The following is a 15,754-nucleotide window of genomic DNA, read 5'->3' on the forward strand; positions in this document are numbered from 1 at the left end:
TTTTTTTGCTTTCGCTTTTACTGTCTCAAGGGCTGCGTATACTACGCTACACCTTTTTATTCGTCAAGATCTTTTTTCAAAATTTTTGATCCTGCTCACTAACCTCTTTTACCGCCTGCTTTCGCTGACGCCGTGTCAGTGGATGCGCATTATAGAGCCTTAAAAAAATCATGCAAGCGTTTATTGCAATTTTATTTCTGTTTGTGTTTTTTTTACCCATGCCGTATTGAAAACAAACTGATCCTATACAAATTTTACAAACTTTCTTTATTATTATTTATTATGTCAGTTATGATATGTTTGCTTTAGGCTAACTTTTTAAGATGGATTTTGCATATGCCTTTTACTTTCGCACACCCAGCAATTGTTTTACCTTTTAATAAAAAGCCTCAATTTTTTTCCATGACAGCCTTAATTATAGGTAGCATGTCTCCTGACTTTGAATATTTTCTTAGAATGAAAATAAAAAGTGATATGAGCCATACTTTATTTGGTATTGTTTATTTTGATCTGCCAATAACATTAATGGTTGCTTTTATCTTTCATTCCATCATTCGTAATGAACTAATCAAAAATTTGCCTCATTTCCTTTTTAAACGATTTGCTCATTATCTTACTTTTAATTGGAATCAGTATTGCTTGCATCATTGGTTTATTGTTTTGACATCAGCAGTAATAGGCATATTGTCTCATATTGGTTGGGATAGTTTTACTCACTTAACGGGTTTTGTAGTAAAACACATTCCTTTTTTACAACAGTCAATTTCCCTAAACAATATTGATATTCCTATCTACCAATTACTACAGCATGGCAGTACTTTGGTCGGAATGAGTTTAATATGCCTCTTTATTCTTAGATTACCGATCATGACTGATAAAAGGAATACGGTTAGTTTTCTATATTGGGGTTTGGTTATGATGATCGTTATAAGTGGTTTCTCTCTTTTTTTCGCTAATACTATCCATACTTTTGGTCAAAATGTGGTGAACTTTATTGATGCACTATTTTTAGGATTAATATTAGCACCACTTGTATTGAGAATTATACGGTGTTTATTTTAAACACCGTAATAGAATAGTATTGTTTTAGAATGTTAAAATTCTGCTTTTATTTTATTAGGTAAATCCGCCAAACTATCGATTACCCAATCGGCTTGAGCAACGACTTCTTCAGTGATTGGGTCGCCCGTTTTCACTAAAACGGTTTTTTTGACCCCAGCCCTTTTACCTGATAATAGATCTGAAAGTTTATCGCCCACCATATAGGAATTAGCAATATCAATGCCTAACTCTTTCGCTGCGGTTTGAATCATACCGGGACTTGGTTTTCGACATTCACAATGATCGACTAGTGGATCATGTGGACAATAATAGATACCATCTAAGTCAACACCTCTGTCTTGTAACGACCAATCCATCCATTCAGTTAAAGTATGAAATTGCTCTTCAGAAAATTTGTTTCTGGCAATTCCAGATTGATTGGTGGTAATAACTAACAAGAAACCCATTTTTTTGAGCTCTTGCATTGCCTCAATTACGCCGTCAATAAAGTGGAATTTATCAATTGTATGCACATAGTTATAATCGATGTTTATTGTCCCATCACGATCTAAAAAAATAGCAGGCTTCATATTTACTCATTTTCCTTTTATTTAGGTATTTACCCTAATTTGCATAATATATTATTGATTGACTTAGATGTCTAGACGTCTTAATATTCAACTATTCGCATTTTGCTTTTATATATTATGATACAATTACAACATATTTCGAAAACTTTTGAACATAATAATACGTTAATCCACGCATTAAAGGATATTACTATTAATGTACCCAAAGGTAAAATTTATGGGGTTATCGGTAAATCAGGCGCTGGAAAAAGTACATTGATTCGCTGTGTCAATCTGTTAGAAAAGCCGACAAGTGGTAAAATTTTTTTAGACAATCAAGAGATAACCAATCTATCTAATCGACAATTAATTCCTGTTCGTCGAAAAATCAGCATGATTTTTCAACATTTTAATCTTCTCTCATCACGTACCGTATTTGATAATATTGCTTTTCCTCTTGAACTTAATCGGACACCCAAAGCTAAGATTAAGCAAAAAGTCGATGAACTAATCGCGTTAGTTGGTTTGACTGAAAAAGCAAATGTCTATCCAGCCAATTTATCTGGTGGACAAAAGCAACGTGTTGCTATCGCACGAGCCTTGGCAAGTGACCCAAAAGTATTATTGTGTGATGAAGCAACCAGTGCCCTTGATCCAGAAACAACGCGTTCGATTTTAACTTTATTAAAAGAAATCAACCAGAAACTTGAATTAACAATCTTATTAATTACCCATGAAATGGATGTCGTTAAACAGATTTGCGATCAAGTTGCCGTTATTAGCAATGGAGAGTTAATTGAACAATCATCAGTAGGTGAAATGTTTTCCCATGCTAAAACCGATATTGCCCGTCAATTTATTCAATCTACTTTACATTTAAACATTCCTGATGACTATTTAACTAAGCTATCAAAAAAGTATAGAGAAGGACTTAATCCCCTAGTACGCCTAGAGTTTTCAGGTGTTTCGGTTGATTTACCGCTGTTATCGCAAATTGCTCAACAATTCAATATCGAAAGCAATATTATTAGCGCTCAGATGGATTACGCTGGTGGCGTTAAATTTGGTTTAATGCTAGCGGAAATGAAGGGCGAGACGAAAAGTATTGAATCCGCAATTGAATTTTTAGAAAAAAATAACACCAACGTAGAGGTGCTTGGTTATGTTTAGTTTTATTCCTTCTTTTAAACCTTTCGAAACCTTATTTCGATATTTAGCACACTACAATTTTTGGGGTGATTTTGTCGCTTTTTGCTCTTCTTTTAATGGTTTTAATGAAGCCATGTTATTTAAAATGGCACAAGCAACGGATGAAACACTTTATATGGTTATCTTATCTGGATTTTGGGGAACCGTTATTGGATTACCAATTGGTATACTTCTTTATACCACTCGTAAAGGACAAATTTTAGATTGTTATATCGCTAATAGTGTTATTTCATTTATAACGAATATATTTCGTTCAATACCTTTTATTATATTGATTGTTTGGATTATTCCTTTTACAACTTTCTTAATGGGAACGTTTATTGGTAAACAAGCTGCTGTTGTGCCACTAAGTATAGGTGTTTCACCATTAATCGCTCGCATGATTGAAAATGCATTATTAGATGTTCCAAAAGGTTTGATTGAAGCAGCTCGCTCAATGGGTGCAACGCCATTTCAAATCATTTATAAAGTATTATTACCTGAATCCTTACCGGTCATTGTTAATAGTATGACAATTACTTTAATTACGCTAACGGGTTATATTGCCATGGCAGGCGCTGTTGGTGCAGGTGGTCTTGGTCAATTGGCAATTCAATATGGTTACAATGGATACAAGCCTGCTATAATGAATACAGTTTTAGTTATCTTAATCATTATCGTATTTATTATTCAATTTATAGGAAATGCCATTGTAAAACGCGTAACTCATCATTAATTTTGGAGAAAATTATGTCAATTAAACAGCTAGCATTAATTACCACCTTAGTAAGTGCCTTTTTTTTAACGGGTTGTGATCATAGTAAACAAACAGTATCGGAAAATAACAATTCAAATCAATCAGATAATATGACTACACTTAAAGTCGGTGTTATTTCAGGGCCCGAACAAGAAGTAGCCGAAGTGGTAAAACAACAAGCTAAGGATCTTTATCATTTAGATGTTGAGTTGGTTATTTTCAATGATTATGTCACCCCTAATCAAGCATTAAATGATGGATTAATTGACGTAAATGCCTTCCAACATAAACCTTATTTAGATGAGCAAATGAAAGAGCGTGGTTACAAATTAGCTGTTGTCGGTAATTCATTTGTTTACCCAATTGCAAGTTATTCTCATAAGCTTAAACCAATCGACAATGCTACGCCAACGGGTGAAGGCGTGAAAGTGACATCTCCGCGTGGCGAAACTTTCTTTATTCCAGCTAACTCAACCATTGCGATTCCAAATGATCCAACTAATTTAGGTCGTGCACTACTGTTATTACAACATGAAGGATTAATTACCGTTGATAAATCAAAAGGTTTATTACCGACAGTTTTAGATATCACCAGTAATCCTAATAATTATAAACTTGTTGAGCTTGAAGCACCTATGTTGCCACGCTCTTTAGACGATGCACAAGTTGACCTTGCTATTATCAATAATGCATTTGCCGGACAAGCAAATTTAACGCCAAGTAAAGATGGCATTTTTGTTGAAGATAAAGAATCCCCTTACGTTAATATTATCGTTGCCCGTGAAGCCGATAAAGATAACGAGAATATCAAAAATTTTGTGAAAGCTTACCAAACTGATGCTGTAGCGCAAAAGGCAGATCAAATTTTTAATGGTGGTGCTATTCGTGGTTGGTAATAACTTACCAAAAACATTACTAAATCAAAAATCCGCCGATTTAAGGTCGGCGGAAACAATTAAAGACAAAATAGATAGAGTTATTGAGTAATATACTGCAGACCATACATTAACTCAGTAGAGCATAGTTAAGATCATGACCTGGCATATAGATCCCATTGGTATTATACATTCCCCTTATAGCGAAAAATTTGCTGTACCCAGACAACCGAATTTAGTTCCTGCTGGACATGGAGAACTTCATTTATTGGCACCTTATAACGATCCTAATAGTGTTAAAGGATTAGAACAGTTTTCACATTTATGGTTGCTATTTCAATTCCACCATATAGATCAGAACAAGTGGCGCTTAACCGTTCGTCCTCCTCGTTTAGGTGGAAATAAAACGTTAGGCGTATTTGCAACTCGTTCCCCATTTAGACCCAATCATATCGGGCTTTCAGCAGTAGAATTAAAAGACATAGTCATTAAAAATAAACAAGTTATTTTAAAATTAGGAAGTTTAGATTTAGTTGATGGCACACCTATAATCGATATAAAACCCTATCTACCTTATTGTGATAGTTATCCAGATGCCACTGCTGGCTATGCACAAACGTCTCCAGAAAAAAAATTAACAGTTGAATTTTCTTCTCAAGCATTAGAATCCATCTCTTTACATCAACAAAGTTATCCTCAATTGAAAGAGTTAATTACCCAAGTTATAGCTCAAGATCCTAGACCAGCCTATAAGCATCATAATACTGAAAAACAGACATATGGTATATGCTTGTATAATTTCAATATTCAATGGCAAATAGCCCAGCAACATGTAGTAGTTCAAGATATTTGTATCAATCCTGACCTTAAATCCGTTACCTAATATTTTATTTGAGAATTTTCCTACATATAAGAAATGTAATAGATCTCAGAACGCTGTGCACTTTTAGCTATCGATATATTAATAAATAAGAAAAATGAATTTAAAATTTAATAAAGGAGAGGGTCAACTATTAAATAGCTGACCGTTTTTACTCTAATAACATCATTTATATCAAAAAGAAATGATTAATTAGTGGTAATTGACGTGTTGCTTGTTTCTCATTTTTGCAATATCAATTTCATCAAAGATATAATGCTTACCACAATAGTCACATAGGATATCAATCTTACCGCCATCCTCTTTGAGAATTTCATCAATTTCATTTTGCGGTATTGTTACTAGACTATCTTCAAAACGTTGCCGAGAACAACCACATTTAAATGTAACATTCTCAGTTTCAAACAGTCGAACTTGTTCTTGATTATAAAGGCGATATAAAATTTCATCACTGGTTAGTTTAAATAATTCATCGCTCGTGATTGTTTCGGTTAAAGCGCATAGATGATCAAAAGAATCTTCAGTATTTTCATTAGCTGGTAACACTTGCAATAATATGCCGGCAGCCATTGGTTTATTATTGTAAACACCTGTTTTAACAAATAATCTAGTTGGCAACTGTTCAGACTGCATGAAGTAATTTTCAATACATCCTATTAGCGTCTCTTTTTCAAGTCCGACAATACCTTGATAGCGTTCTCCATTCTTGGGCGTAATGGTAATTACAATATAGCCATTACCCACCATATCTTTCAGTGACGCATTATCAGCAATGTCACCATTAACCCGAGCTACCCCACGTAATTGTTGATGATGATTGCCATTAACAACCGCTAAACGCAGAGGACAATCACCTTGTAATTGAACCGCAATATCGCCTTCAAATTTTAAGGTTGCGGTTAATAAACTCGTCGCAACCAGTAACTCACCCAATAAATTTTGTACTGCTACAGGATAATTATGGTTATCTAAAATTGCTTGGTAAGTTTGTTCTAAACGAGTTATTTCACCACGAACAGGGTGATTATCAAAGATAAATCGATTTAAAGTATCCATATCAATTTTTGTCGCCTTGTTGTCTATCATATTTAAATTTTATTAAATTACGCCGCTCTTTTTTATCCGGCTTTCTATCAGGATGTGGCATGGTTAATGCATTAAGCTTACGTGCTTCGGCAATTTTTTCACGTTTATCTAAGCTTTCTGGTGTTTCTTGATAAAGTAATTGAGCTTCTTGCGCAGGTCTCCGCTGCTCATTAATTGCAAGAATTTTAATTGTTTTTTGATCTGAACCTTGCCGAAGGGTCAATATTGCACCGACTTCCACTATCTTACTAGGTTTAGTTCGTTGACCATTATAGTGAACTTTTCCCCCCTCGACCATTTCACGAGCGAGTGAACGCGTTTTATAAAACCGTGCAGCCCACAACCATTTATCTAATCTTACTGGAACCATATTTTTCATTTTTTGTTTATCACTAATTCAGTTTTATAAGACAAAAAAAGCATTTCAAACATTTTTAATATATAAGGTCCACTTTATAAAAATCAATTGTCAGGTTTAATGCCAAAATTAGTATTATTGAAAATTATTGCACCTATTAAACTAAATGGTGCAAACTTCCCATATAATTCAGCAGTATAATTAGTCACTTCAGGAACGTCTTTTACTAATTTTAAGTCCGTTAATAATTGACTTGAGATATTAGATGCCTTAAGTACAAAAGATGAAAACTCTGTTTGGGTAGAATTAAGATTTGCTTTTATTTCAAGCACACCATCGTTAACCAGACCATTGAAGTTAAATGAATTATGATTATCTGAATCATAATCTATAACCAAATCGGGATGATTAATTTCCACACTATTGACTGAACCTCTTTCAGCCATAAAACTGAGTTTTCCAGATTCTAAGCCTAAATTTTTACCTTTTACTATTGTAATATTTGAGCCCGTTCCCTCGCAATTTGTAAATGTAAATGGATAATTTGGATCAACATTTAATATCATACTAGGAAGAACAGATAATTTTCCAATTTCAATTCTGCTAAATATTTCTGGTAAATTAAAATGTTCAAACGGTTTAGGTAATTGATAAATTACACCCGCCAGAGTTAGCTGATCTAACTTTAAAACATCATTATGCCAACTTCCTTTAAAGTTAATATTTCCTTTATTCCAAGTTGCTATTGCTTTTTGAATTTCAATATTATTTTCATCAAGTTTTAATTGAAGTAGTACTGAAGAAAATAAATTATCATACCAAACAACATTGTCTGCACTGAACGTTACAGCACTTTGGTCAAAATATCCTTCTTTATTAAAATGAATATTTTTCGCCTCTAAATTCCCCTTTTCTATTAAAAGAGAAGGAAGTTGTAAACTACTTTCAAATATCGATAATTGGTGAACAGTAAAAGTGGGCAAATATGTTGCATAGGCTTCCCAAAAATTATTTATGTGAGATTCATAATGGATATTATTTAATTTTAATTGCTCAATATCCCAACTTTTATCTGCAAGTATTTTTAATTTACTTATGAAAAATCCATTTTCAATATTTCCACCTAAATTTGTTATGGTCGTTACACCATCTCGATGAAAACCTTCAATAACAACCGAATTAATATCAAATTCATTAAATTGGAATTTGTTTAAAGTAAATTCAAATTGATATTTTTCGGTGTTTGAAAAGGAAAATGGCTTGATTCCACCATTTGCTTGTTGAAATTTGATTTTATCCGCGCCATCGTTAACAGAAATCGTAGCAGTTGAATTAATGAATTTTAAGAAATTTGCTGAAAAATTATAATTTTCAAGTTTAGTTTCATTCAATGTTCCATCAATAACAGTAATATAATTAAAATGGTTTAATTGCCACAAATCATTTTTGTCTAATCCGATGACTAATTTAGAAATATTAGCAATCTGTTGTTGATTATCACTAACGATAACATCATCCAACACAAATTCATAAACATTTAAAGGAGAATGGTGAACATGACCAATTGAGATAGTATAGGAACTTAATTTTGATAATTGCTCACTTATTATTTTTGCCCCAAAAGCCGTCTGTACTAAAAAATATGTTAGTAAAATCAAAGACCAAACAATGAACAAAAACATGATTATGTAAAATCGTATTCGTCGCATAAATAAATTAAATTGTTATAATAAGCCGTTCACAATGATACTACGATAAACGATTTTAGATGAAATAGCATCTTATTTTGATATAAATGATTTGTCGTTACATGAGTTTTGCAGTTAATATATAAATATTGATAATTGAAACGTTAAAATACCAAATGGAATCGATCACTCTGCCTTTATTTAAAGTAAGATGAGGGATTGTTTTTATTTAATATAAATAAAGCGGGAGAAACACAAATGAAACAAATCCCAATGACAGTAAAGGGAGCTGAATTATTACGTGCTGAACTTGAAGAGCTAAAAAATGTTAAAAGACCTCAAATTACAGCAGCAATAGCCGAAGCAAGAGCACACGGTGATTTAAAAGAAAATGCAGAGTATCATGCAGCAAGAGAACAACAAGGTTTTTGTGAAGGACGTATTCAAGAAATTGAAGGAAAGTTATCACAAGCACAAATTATAGACATTACCAAAGTCAAAAACACTGGCAGAATTATTTTTGGTGCTACCGTCACTGTTATCAATGTGGATACTGATGAAGAAACCACTTATCGAATTGTGGGTGATGATGAAGCTGACTATCGACAAAATCTCATTTCGGTTAATTCCCCTATTGCCAGAGGATTAATTGGTAAAGAAGATGGTGACACAGTACAAATCAAAACGCCTGGTGGCGATGTAGAGTTTGATATTGTTAAAGTAGAATATATTTAAAAGGTGAATTCTACTTGGTCATTTGATAATGATAAACAGGGCGAATACCCTGTTTATTAATCGTATTATTTAGGTAAAGTGATTTTTTTCTCTTCACTTGGTCTAAAAATGGTAAAAATAGAACCAACTTGTTGTACTGCAAGGGCATGCGTTTCACGTATGATAGCCTCACAAATAAGCTTTTTTGTCTCTCTATCTTCAGCAGACACCTTGATCTTAATTAACTCATGAAAGTTTAACGCATTTTCAATCTCTGCAAGCACACCTTCAGTAAACCCATTAGCGCCGATCATGACAATCGGTTTTAAATGATGAGCTTCACCTTTTAAATACTGTTTTTGTTTATTTGATAAATTCATTATTTTTTTATCACATTAAGTTGCAATTTTGTTATTCTACCCTTATATATATTTGTAATCAATTGAAGTGAACTCTTTACTATAAGGATTTATTCCCTGTGAGTAACAAAAAACGCTCAGCAAGCTCGACTCGTTGGCTTAATGAACATTTTAATGATCGCTTTGTGCAACAAGCACAAAAAAAAGGTTTACGATCGCGAGCATGGTTCAAATTAGAAGAAATTCAAAAAAGTGACAAATTATTTAAACCCGGCATAACCGTTGTTGATCTAGGCGCAGCGCCTGGTGGATGGTCACAATATGTGGCGTCTGTTATTGGTAGCAAAGGACGAATTATCGCTTGCGATTTATTACCGATGGATCCGATTGTCGGTGTTGATTTCCTACAAGGTGATTTCCGAGACGAAGCCGTGCTTAAAGCTCTACTTGACCGTGTTGGTGAAGAAAAAGTACAAGTCGTCATGTCAGATATGGCTCCGAATATGAGTGGTCAACCTGCTGTTGATATTCCCAGAGCAATGTATTTAGTTGAACTTGCCTTAGATATGTGTCGAGATGTCCTTGCCCCAAACGGCAATTTTATTGTCAAAGTATTTCAAGGTGAAGGATTTGAAGATTATTTAAAACAAGTAAGAACGATGTTTAAAACCGTTAAGATTCGTAAACCTGAAGCGTCAAGATCACGATCGAGAGAAGTTTATATCGTTGCAATGGGTATGAAGTAGCCAGTAGCACAATTTTGTAGTAACATTACTTCCTAATTTTAGTCGTAACTGTTAATTTTTATGAGAGGTTTTTCTTTTGAACGACATGGTAAAGAATTTACTGATCTGGGGAATTATTGCTGTAGTATTGATAGCTGTATTTAATCAATTCAGCTCAGTATCAAATAGCGGTCCTCAAGTCAATTATACTCAATTTAATTCCGATATCACCAGTGGTAAAATCCAAGAAGTGCATATTAATGGGCGCGAAATTATTGCCACAACAAAAGGTAATAGTAATTATGTGACTTACATTCCCTATTTTGATGAAAAATTAATGGATGACTTAGTCTTAAATAAAGTTGCCGTTTATGGTAGCCCAGATGAAAAACCAAGTTTGTTAGCAAGTATTTTAATCTCTTGGTTCCCCATTATTTTATTAATCGGATTTTGGATCTTTGTCATGCGTCAAATGCAAGGCGGTGGTAAAGGTGGACCAATGTCGGTGGGTAAAAGTAAAGCTCGGATGTTAGCACCAGATCAAGTAAAAACCAAATTTACCGATGTCGCAGGCAGTGAAGAAGCCAAGCAAGAAGTAACAGAAGTGGTCGATTTTTTACGTGATCCAGGGAAATACCAAAAATTAGGTGGACGTATACCAAAAGGTATTTTAATGGTTGGGCCACCGGGTACTGGTAAAACATTGTTAGCTAGAGCCATTGCCGGTGAAGCCAATGTGCCTTTCTTTAGTATTTCAGGTTCCGACTTTGTTGAAATGTTCGTTGGTGTGGGCGCATCACGGGTACGTGATCTCTTTGAACAAGCCCGCAAACATTCACCTTGTATTATCTTTATTGATGAAATTGATGCTGTTGGTCGCAAACGTGGAGCGGGTTCAATGGGCGGTCATGACGAACGCGAACAAACCCTAAACCAAATGTTAGTTGAAATGGATGGTTTTGAAGCTAACAGTGGCATTATTATGATTGCAGCAACAAACCGTGCTGATATTCTCGATCCTGCATTACTTCGTCCAGGTCGTTTTGACCGTCAAGTTCAAATTGATTTACCTGACTTAAAAAGTCGTGAGCAAATTCTGGCAGTACATGTACGTAAAGTGCCTTTAGGGTCTGATGTTAATCTAGCAGTATTAGCGCGTGGAACGCCAAATTATTCTGGTGCTCAATTAGCTAATTTAGTTAACGAAGCAGCACTATTTGCCGCTCGCCGTAATAAACGTTTAGTCACGATGGATGAGTTTGAAGAAGCCAAAGATAAAATCGATATGGGTACTCAACGTCGTTCATTATCCATGACAAAAGAGCAATTAACCAATACGGCTTATCATGAAGCGGGTCACGCAATTGTGGGTTATTTAATGCCAGAACATAATCCGCTCCATAAAGTCACGATTATTCCTCGTGGCGGGGCGTTAGGTGTCGCCTTCTTCTTACCAGAAGGCGATCAAATTAGTAAAACCCGTACTCAGTTAGAATCAGAAATTTCGACAGCTTATGCAGGACGAATTGCTGAAGGCTTAATTTATGGCGAAGATAAAATTACCTCTGGTGCTTCTAGTGATATACAATTCGCTTCAAATACAGCCAGATCAATGGTTACACGATGGGGTTTCTCAGATCGTTTACCACCTGCATTGTTTGAATATGAAGAGACTTCTTATGGAGTCATGAAGAAAATATCTGATGCTACAGCTAAAATTATTGATGAAGAAGTTAATGCAATCCTGCAACGAAACTATCAACGAGCTAAAACAACACTAACCGAAAATATTGATATTCTTCATGCAATGAAAGATGCTTTACTTAAATATGAAACAATTGATAAAAAACAGGTTGATGAACTGATGAATCGCCAGCCAGTCACGCCACCAGAGGGTTGGACAGCCAATGATGAAAAAGCAGCACAAGAAGTTCCAAATGAGGGTCGTGATACACCACCTGAATCGGATGATTAATCTGTTTTAATTTCTATAACGCGCTACGGCGCGTTTTTTATCGGATAACTCAGAAAAATCTAAAATAAAAACAGGTAACAAGCTTAAATGATTTTGCTATTATTTAGCTTATAACTAAGTTTAACGATAGCAAAATTGAGTAGCAGATGACTTAAATAAGGCATAATCATGGAAATTCGTTTCAACAATCAAATTATGGATCTCTCTTTTCCTCAAGTAATGGGTATCGTAAACATGACGCCGGATTCGTTTTCTGATGGCGGTAATTATAACAATCTTGATGATGCCATGCGTCGAGTTGATAATATGATACAAGCAGGCGCAACATTTATTGATATAGGCGGCGAATCAACACGCCCTGGTGCAGCCATCGTATCTGTTGAAGAAGAGCTCGATAGAGTAGTGCCTTTAGTTGAAAAAGTGGCTCGCTATTTTGATGTTTGGATTTCCGTTGATACCTCTAAACCTCAAGTTATGACAGAGTCAGCAAAAGCAGGAGCCCACTTAATTAATGATATACGAGCATTAACAGAGTCTGGTGCAGTCGAAGCCGCAGCCCAAACAGGATTACCAGTTTGCATTATGCATATGCAAGGCGATCCTCAAACCATGCAAAATGCGCCACATTATCAGCAAGACATCTATCATGAAGTCGATCAATTTTTTGCCCAACATATCAATCGTTGCATCAATGCAGGGATTGAGCGAGAAAAAATTATTCTTGATCCGGGTTTTGGCTTTGGTAAAACATTAGCACACAATTATCGATTACTAGCAACACTTGAAAAATTTCATCACTTTCATTTACCGCTATTAGTTGGCATGTCTCGAAAATCCATGATTGGACAAGTATTAAATGTTCCGCCTAAAGAACGTATGTTAGGTAGTGTTTCTTGTGCAGTAATTGCAGCGATGAAGGGTGCACAGATTATTCGAGTGCATGATGTAAAAGAAACCTTTGATGCACTGCGAATTGTTCAAGCTACTTTAGCTGAACAGGAATAAACGGGGTTTAACTTCAACAAAATAAGCCGTTATTTTGTTAAAAAGGGAATTTTTAGACAAATAAGATAAAAATCCCTTTTTGTTTTATTCTTAAGAATTTTCAACTTTTGGTATTACTGTTTCTAATAATCATTAAACAATAACAACACTTAAAAACATCACTAAACCGACATAATTATTATTTTGAAAAGCTTTGAAGCATCGAGTTCTATCACGATCGTTTATTAACCATTGTTGATAAAGAAACAGTAACGACATGATCGATATTCCACTATAATAAATAAAAGACAAATGATGATTAAAACCAATAATTATCAAACAAATCACCGTTATTATCTGTAAAATGCCAATTATCAATTTATCATAGTGCCCAAACAAAACAGCCGTTGATTTAATGCCAATTTTGATATCATCATTGCGATCAACCATGGCATATTCCGTATCATAAGCAACTGTCCAACAAATATTTGCCAAACACAATAACCAACAGGTTAACGGGAACTGTTCAATTGTGGCCGCATAGACCATTGGAATGCTCCAACTAAATGCAATCCCTAATACTATTTGCGGAAAGTAGGTATAACGCTTCATAAACGGGTAAATCATTGCAGTTAACAATGCACAGCCAGCAATCATCCACGACAAAGTATTTAAAAAGAATAATAAACAAGCAGCCATTAACAACAATATCAATAATGTCCATAAAGCATTCTTTGCGGTTAATACGCCTTGCGCTAACAGGCGGTGTTGGGTTCGCTCCACATGCGCATCAAAATGGCGATCGGCATAATCATTTACCACACACCCTGCCGCTCGCATCACAACAACACCCAGTACAAAGATAACAACAAGTTCAACTGGCGGATGAGGATTTGCAAGCCAAATTGCCGTTATAGTTGGCCAAAGCAATAGCAAGATTCCAATTGGTTTATCTAACCGCATAAGTTGTAAATAAGCTAACATATCTGATTTCTATCTTATATAACAATGGAGAAATTATACCTTTTCCTTCAAAAACTGTAACGCTCTCAATAATTGAGTCAAATTAATTGCTACAATTAACAAGCAGGCTCATTGAAGCATCTCTAAATATTGTTCTGCAATAACGGCAAGAGCAGCATAAAACGGACTAATTTGATTATGTTTTAATTGGTTTAAATAGTAAGTAGACCACGTAAATAAATGTTCATTTAATAATTGTTTTGCTGTTTGTGGCTGATTTTTTTCCAACAGTAATGCAAATGCCATTAACATTAATCCAAACTGATCTTCAGGCTCATTCATACCAGTAGACAGCATTAACCCTTGTTGCTGTAAAAATTCACGATAACGTTCTTGTGATTCCCCCATTAATAACTTTTCTTGATCCAAATAGACCGATCCCCAAGGTGGGGCAAGCATTTCACCTTGTCCTTCAAATAACAGTGAAAATTGATAATCAAGATCTTGATGGGATAATTCTGCCGCCAATCTTTGACATTGCTGACAAATTAATTTGGGATTTTGCCAATTAGCCAGCTGATCGATTTGGAGTAAAGCCTCAATCAACGGTTTGACGGTATCACTTCGAGGAGAATAGTAAAAAAATGCCCCAATGATTTTTGCTAAGGTGGCGGTAGTTAAATTATCCAATCTTATCTCTCTTATTCATTATAAAATGACTTAATTTGCTATGAGTAATTAGCTTCAATGATTATAGCGGTATTGACCATAAATTATAAAATGCAATGCGTCCACAAACCTCCCCCAAAAAAGTACAAGCAAAGGCTGTAGTACAAAGTATCGTCATATATTTTGTTCGCCAACAACTAAAAATAATCAACATTAGCGCCACGATTAATAAAATGCACTCGATTATCATCCAACTCAATTGCGCATTAGCCAGCGCCGGACTGATTGAAGTCATTAAATTAAAATAAGGTACCTTTGACAGCACAATTAATAAAACGCCAATAATAAAAGCACCAGTTCCTAATCGATATAGCCCAACCCTAGCACTAGCAATACCACCTAATGCCAGCATCGTTAGATACATTTGAATCGGTGTATAAACAGTATCCCACGTTTTCACTGTGGGTAATCTATACGTTAAAACAATCGTCCAAACAGACACTAAACTTAGTATCATCAACACGATCGCTAATAGTTGATTTATATAAGGGATGCGATTTATCTTTAAACAAAGCGGCTTAATAATATCAAGTTTTTCACTATTGGGATTAAGAGCAAAATAATTGAGTAACAAGGATACAAGCGTAACTCCAAACAATACACTAAAGGTAAAAATTTCATTACTCATTGGCGAACGACCGATACCCAAAATCACATTGAAGGCACGCATAGGATGCCCCAAATGGAATGAGGCAATTAGCATACCAAGAGCCATAAAAAGCAGTGCTAACCCATTAATTTTTTGTCTAATAACTTGTTTAGCTTGTGAATGATTGATGAAACAAGACAAGCTACTCAGCAATACCATTCCCGCAGATAATTGCCCCAATACCGTAAAAAAAACGAGTGGTAATTCATGCATA

At 34.8% G+C, this 15,754-nt stretch carries 17 protein-coding genes; 9 read left to right on the top strand and 8 right to left on the bottom strand.

Features of this window, described 5'->3' with window-relative positions; all coding sequences use genetic code 11:
* The first annotated feature begins 336 nt into the window (after nt 1–336).
* Complete coding sequence (locus tag ACKJXD_RS11125; RefSeq protein ID WP_430876322.1) at nt 337–1,062, top strand: DUF4184 family protein; 726 nt, start codon at nt 337–339, stop codon at nt 1,060–1,062.
* 32 nt (nt 1,063–1,094) lie between these two features.
* Here the strand turns inward: ACKJXD_RS11125 and gmhB are convergent, their stop codons facing one another.
* The gene (gmhB, locus tag ACKJXD_RS11130; RefSeq protein WP_430876323.1) at nt 1,095–1,631 is read right to left on the bottom strand and encodes a D-glycero-beta-D-manno-heptose 1,7-bisphosphate 7-phosphatase; all 537 of its coding nucleotides are present in this window, start codon (nt 1,629–1,631) and stop codon (nt 1,095–1,097) included.
* 117 nt (nt 1,632–1,748) lie between these two features.
* Between gmhB and metN the strand changes: the two genes are divergently transcribed.
* The 4 genes from metN to tsaA all read left to right on the top strand — a co-directional run bounded on the left by metN (nt 1,749) and on the right by tsaA (nt 5,313).
* Nucleotides 1,749–2,780, top strand: coding sequence for a methionine ABC transporter ATP-binding protein MetN (gene metN / locus ACKJXD_RS11135; protein WP_220216047.1), 1,032 nt, complete (start codon nt 1,749–1,751; stop codon nt 2,778–2,780).
* 112 nt (nt 2,781–2,892) lie between these two features.
* Nucleotides 2,893–3,534: a methionine ABC transporter permease gene (locus tag ACKJXD_RS11140; protein WP_370632183.1), complete on the top strand. Its 642-nt coding sequence runs from the start codon at nt 2,893–2,895 to the stop codon at nt 3,532–3,534.
* 14 nt (nt 3,535–3,548) lie between these two features.
* Nucleotides 3,549–4,451, top strand: a complete 903-nt coding sequence (gene metQ / locus ACKJXD_RS11145) for a methionine ABC transporter substrate-binding lipoprotein MetQ (protein WP_430876324.1) — start codon at nt 3,549–3,551, stop codon at nt 4,449–4,451.
* Between the two features lie 133 nt (nt 4,452–4,584).
* Nucleotides 4,585–5,313, top strand: coding sequence for a tRNA (N6-threonylcarbamoyladenosine(37)-N6)-methyltransferase TrmO (gene tsaA / locus ACKJXD_RS11150; protein ID WP_430876334.1), 729 nt, complete (start codon nt 4,585–4,587; stop codon nt 5,311–5,313).
* Between the two features lie 189 nt (nt 5,314–5,502).
* Here tsaA and hslO read toward each other — a convergent pair whose 3' ends face one another.
* The 3 genes from hslO to ACKJXD_RS11165 all read right to left on the bottom strand — a co-directional run bounded on the left by hslO (nt 5,503) and on the right by ACKJXD_RS11165 (nt 8,436).
* The gene (hslO, locus tag ACKJXD_RS11155; RefSeq protein WP_430876325.1) at nt 5,503–6,366 is read right to left on the bottom strand and encodes an Hsp33 family molecular chaperone HslO; all 864 of its coding nucleotides are present in this window, start codon (nt 6,364–6,366) and stop codon (nt 5,503–5,505) included.
* Between the two features lies 1 nt (nt 6,367).
* The gene (hslR, locus tag ACKJXD_RS11160) at nt 6,368–6,775 is read right to left on the bottom strand and encodes a ribosome-associated heat shock protein Hsp15 (RefSeq protein ID WP_220216052.1); all 408 of its coding nucleotides are present in this window, start codon (nt 6,773–6,775) and stop codon (nt 6,368–6,370) included.
* An 83-nt stretch (nt 6,776–6,858) separates the two neighbouring features.
* Entirely contained in the window at nt 6,859–8,436 is a 1,578-nt protein-coding gene (locus ACKJXD_RS11165; protein WP_430876326.1) for a hypothetical protein, read from the bottom strand.
* A gap of 264 nt (nt 8,437–8,700) precedes the next feature.
* Between ACKJXD_RS11165 and greA the strand changes: the two genes are divergently transcribed.
* Nucleotides 8,701–9,177: a transcription elongation factor GreA gene (greA, locus tag ACKJXD_RS11170; RefSeq protein ID WP_065559646.1), complete on the top strand. Its 477-nt coding sequence runs from the start codon at nt 8,701–8,703 to the stop codon at nt 9,175–9,177.
* A 65-nt stretch (nt 9,178–9,242) separates the two neighbouring features.
* On the opposite strand, the gene yhbY is transcribed toward greA, so the two are convergent.
* Nucleotides 9,243–9,536 (bottom strand): ribosome assembly RNA-binding protein YhbY, encoded by a 294-nt coding sequence (gene yhbY, locus ACKJXD_RS11175; protein ID WP_065559637.1) that lies wholly within the window; start codon nt 9,534–9,536, stop codon nt 9,243–9,245.
* 98 nt (nt 9,537–9,634) lie between these two features.
* On the opposite strand from yhbY, the gene rlmE reads away from it, so the two are divergent.
* The 3 genes from rlmE (at nt 9,635) to folP (ending at nt 13,220) form a co-directional block, all read left to right on the top strand.
* On the top strand, nt 9,635–10,261 hold the full coding sequence (gene rlmE, locus ACKJXD_RS11180; protein WP_220216054.1) for a 23S rRNA (uridine(2552)-2'-O)-methyltransferase RlmE: 627 nt from the start codon (nt 9,635–9,637) through the stop codon (nt 10,259–10,261).
* 76 nt (nt 10,262–10,337) lie between these two features.
* Nucleotides 10,338–12,215 carry an ATP-dependent zinc metalloprotease FtsH gene (ftsH, locus tag ACKJXD_RS11185; RefSeq protein ID WP_430876327.1) on the top strand — a complete coding sequence of 626 codons (1,878 nt, stop codon included), beginning with the start codon at nt 10,338–10,340 and terminating at the stop codon, nt 12,213–12,215.
* 168 nt (nt 12,216–12,383) lie between these two features.
* Nucleotides 12,384–13,220 (top strand): dihydropteroate synthase, encoded by an 837-nt coding sequence (folP, locus tag ACKJXD_RS11190; RefSeq protein WP_430876328.1) that lies wholly within the window; start codon nt 12,384–12,386, stop codon nt 13,218–13,220.
* A gap of 132 nt (nt 13,221–13,352) precedes the next feature.
* Here the strand turns inward: folP and ubiA are convergent, their stop codons facing one another.
* The 3 genes from ubiA to ACKJXD_RS11205 all read right to left on the bottom strand — a co-directional run bounded on the left by ubiA (nt 13,353) and on the right by ACKJXD_RS11205 (nt 15,753).
* The gene (gene ubiA / locus ACKJXD_RS11195; RefSeq protein WP_430876329.1) at nt 13,353–14,183 is read right to left on the bottom strand and encodes a 4-hydroxybenzoate octaprenyltransferase; all 831 of its coding nucleotides are present in this window, start codon (nt 14,181–14,183) and stop codon (nt 13,353–13,355) included.
* A gap of 108 nt (nt 14,184–14,291) precedes the next feature.
* Nucleotides 14,292–14,852 (bottom strand): molecular chaperone TorD family protein, encoded by a 561-nt coding sequence (locus tag ACKJXD_RS11200; protein WP_430876330.1) that lies wholly within the window; start codon nt 14,850–14,852, stop codon nt 14,292–14,294.
* A gap of 61 nt (nt 14,853–14,913) precedes the next feature.
* Nucleotides 14,914–15,753 (bottom strand): dimethyl sulfoxide reductase anchor subunit family protein, encoded by an 840-nt coding sequence (locus ACKJXD_RS11205; protein ID WP_430876331.1) that lies wholly within the window; start codon nt 15,751–15,753, stop codon nt 14,914–14,916.
* Nucleotide 15,754 lies beyond the last annotated feature (1 nt).

It is taken from the genome of Gilliamella sp. G0441 (assembly GCF_050589305.1).
Lineage (GTDB): Bacteria > Pseudomonadota > Gammaproteobacteria > Enterobacterales > Orbaceae > Gilliamella.

Coding starts and splice junctions, on each gene's coding strand:
- ACKJXD_RS11125 (WP_430876322.1), top strand. CDS start 337: ATGCCTTTTACTTTCGCACACCCAGCAATTGTTTTACCTTTTAATAAA.
- gmhB (WP_430876323.1), bottom strand. CDS start 1,631: ATGAAGCCTGCTATTTTTTTAGATCGTGATGGGACAATAAACATCGAT.
- metN (WP_220216047.1), top strand. CDS start 1,749: ATGATACAATTACAACATATTTCGAAAACTTTTGAACATAATAATACG.
- ACKJXD_RS11140 (WP_370632183.1), top strand. CDS start 2,893: ATGTTATTTAAAATGGCACAAGCAACGGATGAAACACTTTATATGGTT.
- metQ (WP_430876324.1), top strand. CDS start 3,549: ATGTCAATTAAACAGCTAGCATTAATTACCACCTTAGTAAGTGCCTTT.
- hslO (WP_430876325.1), bottom strand. CDS start 6,366: ATGGATACTTTAAATCGATTTATCTTTGATAATCACCCTGTTCGTGGT.
- hslR (WP_220216052.1), bottom strand. CDS start 6,775: ATGAAAAATATGGTTCCAGTAAGATTAGATAAATGGTTGTGGGCTGCA.
- ACKJXD_RS11165 (WP_430876326.1), bottom strand. CDS start 8,436: ATGTTTTTGTTCATTGTTTGGTCTTTGATTTTACTAACATATTTTTTA.
- greA (WP_065559646.1), top strand. CDS start 8,701: ATGAAACAAATCCCAATGACAGTAAAGGGAGCTGAATTATTACGTGCT.
- yhbY (WP_065559637.1), bottom strand. CDS start 9,536: ATGAATTTATCAAATAAACAAAAACAGTATTTAAAAGGTGAAGCTCAT.
- folP (WP_430876328.1), top strand. CDS start 12,384: ATGGAAATTCGTTTCAACAATCAAATTATGGATCTCTCTTTTCCTCAA.
- ubiA (WP_430876329.1), bottom strand. CDS start 14,183: ATGTTAGCTTATTTACAACTTATGCGGTTAGATAAACCAATTGGAATC.
- ACKJXD_RS11205 (WP_430876331.1), bottom strand. CDS start 15,753: ATGCATGAATTACCACTCGTTTTTTTTACGGTATTGGGGCAATTATCT.